Source organism: Rhodopseudomonas sp. AAP120, from assembly GCF_001295845.1.
In the GTDB taxonomy this organism is placed as follows: domain Bacteria; phylum Pseudomonadota; class Alphaproteobacteria; order Rhizobiales; family Xanthobacteraceae; genus Rhodopseudomonas.
Genome location: NZ_LJIC01000181.1, coordinates 1 through 5,563, shown reverse-complemented (window position 1 = coordinate 5,563; position 5,563 = coordinate 1). Strand labels below are relative to the sequence as shown.

8 protein-coding genes are annotated in these 5,563 nt (G+C 67.9%); 2 read left to right on the top strand and 6 right to left on the bottom strand.

Going from position 1 to position 5,563, the window contains the following annotated elements; translation table 11 throughout:
* Positions 1 to 178 precede the first annotated feature (178 nt).
* The 4 genes from IP86_RS24785 to IP86_RS24770 all read right to left on the bottom strand — a co-directional run bounded on the left by IP86_RS24785 (position 179) and on the right by IP86_RS24770 (position 1,905).
* A complete protein-coding gene (locus IP86_RS24785; RefSeq protein ID WP_054165107.1) occupies positions 179 to 550 on the bottom strand; it encodes a carboxymuconolactone decarboxylase family protein in 372 nt (123 codons plus the stop codon).
* Positions 551 to 622: 72 nt separating this feature from the next.
* On the bottom strand, positions 623 to 814 hold the full coding sequence (locus IP86_RS24780; RefSeq protein ID WP_054165106.1) for a YgaP family membrane protein: 192 nt from the start codon (positions 812 to 814) through the stop codon (positions 623 to 625).
* An 89-nt stretch (positions 815 to 903) separates the two neighbouring features.
* Positions 904 to 1,572: a Crp/Fnr family transcriptional regulator gene (locus IP86_RS24775; protein WP_054165105.1), complete on the bottom strand. Its 669-nt coding sequence runs from the start codon at positions 1,570 to 1,572 to the stop codon at positions 904 to 906.
* 99 nt (positions 1,573 to 1,671) lie between these two features.
* Positions 1,672 to 1,905: a hypothetical protein gene (locus IP86_RS24770; protein ID WP_054165104.1), complete on the bottom strand. Its 234-nt coding sequence runs from the start codon at positions 1,903 to 1,905 to the stop codon at positions 1,672 to 1,674.
* Between the two features lie 161 nt (positions 1,906 to 2,066).
* Between IP86_RS24770 and IP86_RS29180 the strand changes: the two genes are divergently transcribed.
* On the top strand, positions 2,067 to 2,207 hold the full coding sequence (locus tag IP86_RS29180) for a hypothetical protein (protein WP_197279980.1): 141 nt from the start codon (positions 2,067 to 2,069) through the stop codon (positions 2,205 to 2,207).
* Positions 2,204 to 3,262 carry a threonine-phosphate decarboxylase CobD gene (cobD, locus tag IP86_RS24765; protein ID WP_054165103.1) on the top strand — a complete coding sequence of 353 codons (1,059 nt, stop codon included), beginning with the start codon at positions 2,204 to 2,206 and terminating at the stop codon, positions 3,260 to 3,262. The genes IP86_RS29180 and cobD overlap by 4 nt, the downstream gene beginning before the upstream one ends.
* 88 nt (positions 3,263 to 3,350) lie before the next feature.
* Here the strand turns inward: cobD and IP86_RS24760 are convergent, their stop codons facing one another.
* Together IP86_RS24760 and IP86_RS24755 are read right to left on the bottom strand one after the other, a co-directional pair.
* On the bottom strand, positions 3,351 to 3,656 hold the full coding sequence (locus IP86_RS24760) for a hypothetical protein (protein WP_082364247.1): 306 nt from the start codon (positions 3,654 to 3,656) through the stop codon (positions 3,351 to 3,353).
* Positions 3,657 to 3,922: 266 nt separating this feature from the next.
* Positions 3,923 to 5,440 carry a class I adenylate-forming enzyme family protein gene (locus IP86_RS24755; protein ID WP_054165101.1) on the bottom strand — a complete coding sequence of 506 codons (1,518 nt, stop codon included), beginning with the start codon at positions 5,438 to 5,440 and terminating at the stop codon, positions 3,923 to 3,925.
* Positions 5,441 to 5,563 lie beyond the last annotated feature (123 nt).

Genomic DNA, 5,563 nt, shown 5'->3' with positions numbered 1-5,563 from the left:
GGGGAGAGGGCGACACGAGCACTGAGTCGGTCTACGCGGAGAGGAGTTCCCCCACCCGCCACGGCTTCGCCGTGCTACGCCGGTGCGACCTCTCCCGCAAGCGGGAGAGGTGACGCGGTGCACTGAGCTGGATTGCTTCGCTGCGCTCGCAATGACGATGGGGCGAGGTCTCGCTCAACTACACCGGCGTCGCTGCCGCCGCGGCTTTCTTCTTGGCGAACTGATCATACGCCTCGACCGCCTGCGCCGCGTACATCACGCTGGGGCCGGCGCCCATGTAGATCGCCATGCCCATCGTCTCCATGATCTCGTCGCGGGTGGCGCCCTGCTTCACCGCGGCTTCGGCGTGGAAACCGATGCAGCCGTCGCACCGCGTCGCCACCGAGATCGCCAGCGCGATCAGCTCCTTGGTCTTGGTATCGAGCGCGTTGGCCTTGAGCGCCGCCTGCGCGATCGCCGAAAAGCCCTTCATCACGTCGGGCGCGCCGGTGCGCACTTCGCGCAGCGCCACCGACAATTCGCCCGTCAGATCGATCCAGTTCTTGTGCATGGTTTCACCTGAATGAGAACAACTCCCGGATCGGCGTCTAGCCGATTCCGGGAGCGATGACGAACGCGTCGGTCAGGACTGCTTGACCGGGCAGGTGCGGATGCCGAACAGCGTGTAGGCCGGGCAGAAGCCGATCGCTGCGGTGAGCAGCGGCACGACGCCGATCCACGCCCAGATCGGGCCGCCGGTCAGCGCCCAATAGATCAGGCCGATGCCGACGATGGCGCGCAGCAGGCGATCGATCATTCCAACATTGGCGGACATTGTGTTTCCCCTCGCTTGGTTGAGTGACGCTGCCTGTGTACGGCGCGGGGGGAAAGCGGTCTGTGACGAAGTCACCGCGCCTGGAAAATTCAGCGGCCGGCGGCGGCCCGCAGCGGCGCAGCGTTGCGCAGCTCGACGCGGCCGCGGCCGAGGCTGACCCAGCCACGGCGCTCGAACGCCTTGAGTTGCCGGCTGACGACCTCGCGGGCGCTGCCGATCTCGGCGGCGAGTTGCTGATGCGTGATCGAGAGTTCGTGGCCGCCGCCGGCCAGCGTCAGCAGCCGCGCTGCCAGCCGCGATTCGATCGACGCGAAGGCGACGTTCTGGATCACCGCCATCAAATCGGCCATCCGCGCCGCCTGCGCGCCGAACACGAAGCTGCGGAATTGCGCCGAGCGCGCCATCAGGTCGTTGAAGGTCGCGACCGGCAGCGCCATCGCCTGCACCGGCGTCTCGGTGATCGCGAACGCGCTGTAGGCGTCGGAGGCCAGCAGCGCCAGCGTGGTGAGGATGCAGATGCTGCCGGGGCCAAGCCGATACAGCACGATCTCGTTGCCGTCGGCATCGAGCTGATACACCCGCACGCCGCCGCTGATCACCAGGATGAACGCGTTGCACGGCTCGCCCGGCGCATACACCGTGGTGCCGGCCGGCGCGTTCATCGCCATCGCGCCGGAGGCGAGCGGCGCACGCTCGCCCTCCGGCATCGTGGCCAGGGCGGGAAACTGCTTCAACCAGTCGGGATCGGGCAAGCTCATCGCAACCGCCATTGACCGCACGCTGCCGCATCTATGCAGCAGCGCCCTCGCGCGTCGATTGACCCGGGTCAATCGACGGAGGCGACGAGCCGCCGCAGCTTAGTTGCCGGCGGCGACCCGCTGCTGACGCCAATAGCTGGCGCGCAGGCGCGGCGCAATCATCCAGGAAAGCGGCGCGGAGATCAGGAAGCTGGCGATCACCACCGCAGGAATGAGGTCGAAGGCGTGGCGCGCCAGCGAGGGAAGCGTCAGGACCGACACCAGACCGACGCCGAAGACGACGGCGTTGACCATCATGAACACCAGTGACGCGAGCACAAAACGGATCGACATGGCAAACCTCCTGTTGCGGAGTCAAAGCCGAAGCCGGAGTCTGGTTCCGGCGGAAGCCGGGCGGGTTGCCGCAGGCGATCCGCCGGCTGTTCGTCGGGCTGGCGCTGCCCCGCGCAGGTGTGACAGAACCTCGCCTGCGAACACCAGACATGGCGGAACCGATGGGCTTGCGACTGGGCAACAAGCTGCAGCACTGGCTCGACGGCCACGGCCTTGGCGCGATCATCGCGGCGGTGCTGGCGGTGATCGTGACGCTGTCGCTGATCCTGGTGGTCGGTGGCTATTGGCTGGTGACGCCGTGACCAGCGCCGCTGCGGCGGCGCTGCGGATCCATGGCGGCCGGGTCGATCTCGCGGCGCAAGCCTATCCGCAGGCGCCGCTGCCCTGGATCGACCTGTCGACCGGGATCAACCCGACCGCCTATCCGGTCCCGCCGCTGCCGCCGGAGGCGTTCGCGCGGCTGCCGCTGGCTGCAGAGCTGGACGACCTCTGTGCGGCCGCCGCGGCGGCCTATGGCCTGCCGCAAGGCGCCGTGATGCTGCCGACGCCGGGCAGCGAGATCGCGATCCGGCTGGCGCCGCGGGTGCTGACCGACGCGCGCGGCGCGCGGGTCGGGATTCTGGCACCGACCTACAGTTCGCACGCCGCCGCATGGCGGGCGGCAGGCGCGCAGGTGCGCGAACTCGGCGCCCTGCCCGATGTCGATGCCGCGCTCGACGCGCTGGTGATCGTGAACCCGAACAATCCGGACGGCCGCGCCGTCGAGGCTGAGCCGTTACTGGCCTTTGCAGAGCGCTGGTGCGCCGCCGGCAAGCGGCTGGTGGTCGACGAAGCCTTCGCCGACGTGCGGCCCGAGCTGTCGCTGCTGCGCGGGCCCGCGCTGCCCCGCGGCCTCGTGGTGCTGCGCTCGCTCGGCAAGTTCTTCGGCCTGGCGGGGGTGCGGCTCGGTTTCGTCGCGGTGAATGCCGACGATGCGCCGCCATGGCGCGATCTGCTCGGCGACTGGGCCGCCTCCGGGCCAGCCTGTGCTATCGCCACCCACGCGCTGCGCGATGACGCATGGATCACCGCAATGCGCCAGCGGCTGGCGGCCGATCGACGGCGGCTGGACGCCACGCTGGCGCCAGCAGGACTGACGGCGTGCGGCGGCACCGACCTGTTCGGGCTGTATGAGGACCAAGACGGCCGCGACCTGGTCGACGCCTTCGCCCGCGCCGGCGTGCTGATCCGCGGCTTCACCCACAGCCCGAACCGCTATCGCTTCGGCCTGCCGGGCGACGCAGCCGCGTGGCAGCGGCTGGAGCGGGTTTGCGCGACGTTAGCAATAGCGAAGACCGCAAACACCGCCTCAGTTTGACTCGCGGCCCCTCATCATCGTCATGCCCGGGCTCGTCCCGGCCATGACGGGGATAGGCCGTGCCGCGCGCGAATTAGCCTGGCGTCGTTCAGGCCGCGCGGCGCACCGAAGGCTTGCGGACCGGAGGCGCCGGGGCCCTGGCGACGGCGCCGGAGGCGCGGCGGTCGAAGGCATCGCCGGCGGTGAGCAGCACGAGGCCGGAAAGACCCGCAGCCGAGCCGATCAGGCCGAGCGTGATCACCAGCGGATAGCCGACCAGATAGATCGCGCCGAACAGCAGCACGACCAGGTTGAACGCGAAGAAGTACTTCGCTTCCGGGGTGCCATGGACGGCATCCTTGGTCAGCCAGCCGATCACCGGCACGTAGTAGAACGCTCGGACCAGGGCTTTCACATCTCTCTCCCGTGCTGTCTTGGCCGGACCGTCGGGCGACAAAATCGCAAGCGCCTTGCAATCCGAACTGATCGGTCATCAATCCGTCGCAGCGCAGCAATTGTCAACGCAGATCGGGATACCTCCGTCATCATCCGGAGGCCGAAATCCTAGCACTCACAGATCTTTATCCATCCGGCCTCGGGCAACTCCCGGGGACCGCTGCAACGCCCGCGCGTGATGAACGGAGCGTTGCGCGGGACGCCATACGTCGTATCTAAATACCTCTATCGTTCGCCGGCCGCCCGGCGCTTCGCGGCGATCTGCACGGCCTCCTGGGTCAGCAGGCGGCGGTCGGGCTTGTTGGTGGCCGACAGCGGAATTGCCGGACGGAATTCGACGAAGCGCGGATGTGCGAAGGCCGGGCCATTGGCGATCGTGAAAGCTTTCACGGCCGCCTCGTCGACCTCGGCGCCGTCCTGCTTCACCACGAAAGCGAACGGCAGCGTGCCCTTGATGTCGTCGGGCACCGGAACGACTGCGGCCTGGTGCACGCCCGGCATCCGCTCGATCAGCTTCTCGACCTCGCCAGGCCAGACGTTCTCGCCGCCGACCACGAACATGTCGTCGGCGCGGCCGAGGAAGTGGAAGAAGCCGTTCTCATCGCGGCGCATGATGTCGCCGGAGCGATACCAGCCGCCCTGCATCACCTCGGCAGTTTTCTCGGGCCGGTTGTTGTAGCCTTCCATCAGCATCGGGTTCTTCATGTACAGCACGCCCTCGTCCGGCGACGGACCTTCGCGCAATTCGGCAAGCGCGCCTTCGGTCGGATAGCCGACCGCGGTGTCGGGCCGCGGCAGGCCGTCCGGATGCGCGCCGAACACGCCGGGGCCGGCCTCCGTGGTGCCGTAGGCGTTGCTGATCGCCGCACCGGGGAAGATGCTCTGCACCTTCTCGACCAACGCCTTGGTGAGCGGCGCCGAGCCCATCATCACGTTGGTGACGGACGAGAAGTCGAGCGACTTGATGAGGTCCTGCTCGCGCGCCATCATCGCCAGCATGGTCGGCACCGAGGTGAGCCAGGTGACGCGATAGTTGGCGATCGCCTGCGCATACAGCCGCGCGTCGAACGACGGCAGCAGCACCATCGAGGCGCCGGCATGCAGCGCCGTCTTGGCGCTGATCGTCGCGTTCATGTGGAACATCGGCGCGGCGACGATATAGCGATGCTGCGAGCGGTCGCCGGCGCGCGCGGCCGTGTCCAGCGCCCACATCTGCGAGGCATGCGACAGCAGCACACCCTTCGGCATGCCGGTCGAGCCGGAGGTGTAGAGGATGGTCGCGATCTCTCGGCCCTGCGGCTCGAAGGATTGAAACGGGCCGTAGTCGAGCAGCGCCGCATAACCGTCCGGCGCGTCGAAATCGATGCCGAGCACGCCGGCCGGCACCATCGCGGCGCGTTCACGATCGTGAAACACCGCGCGCAGATCGGCATCCTTGACGATGTAGTCGACGGTCTCGCGCGCCAGCTTGAACGAGATCGGCACCGACACCAGGCCGGCCCGCATGATCCCGAGATAGGCGGCGATCATCGGCGCCGAATTCAGCGCCATGATGCCGACCCGGTCGCCCGGCTTCAGCCCCTTGCGCAGCAGCCCGCGCGCCACCGCATCGCAGGCGGCGTCGAGCGCCGCATAGGTGATCTCCTGAGGCTGGTCCGGTCGCGCCAGATCGATGATCGCGACCTTGTCGGGATTCTTCGACGGATCGAAACAGCAGCCGAGATTGCGGGACGGCCAGGACATGGAAGAACTCCGAAGACGTGTAGTGACGTGAACACGAATATTGAGGTCGTCATGCCCGGACTTGTCCCGGGCATCCACGCCTTCGACCTCGCCATGTGGCAAGACGTGGATGGCCGGGACGAG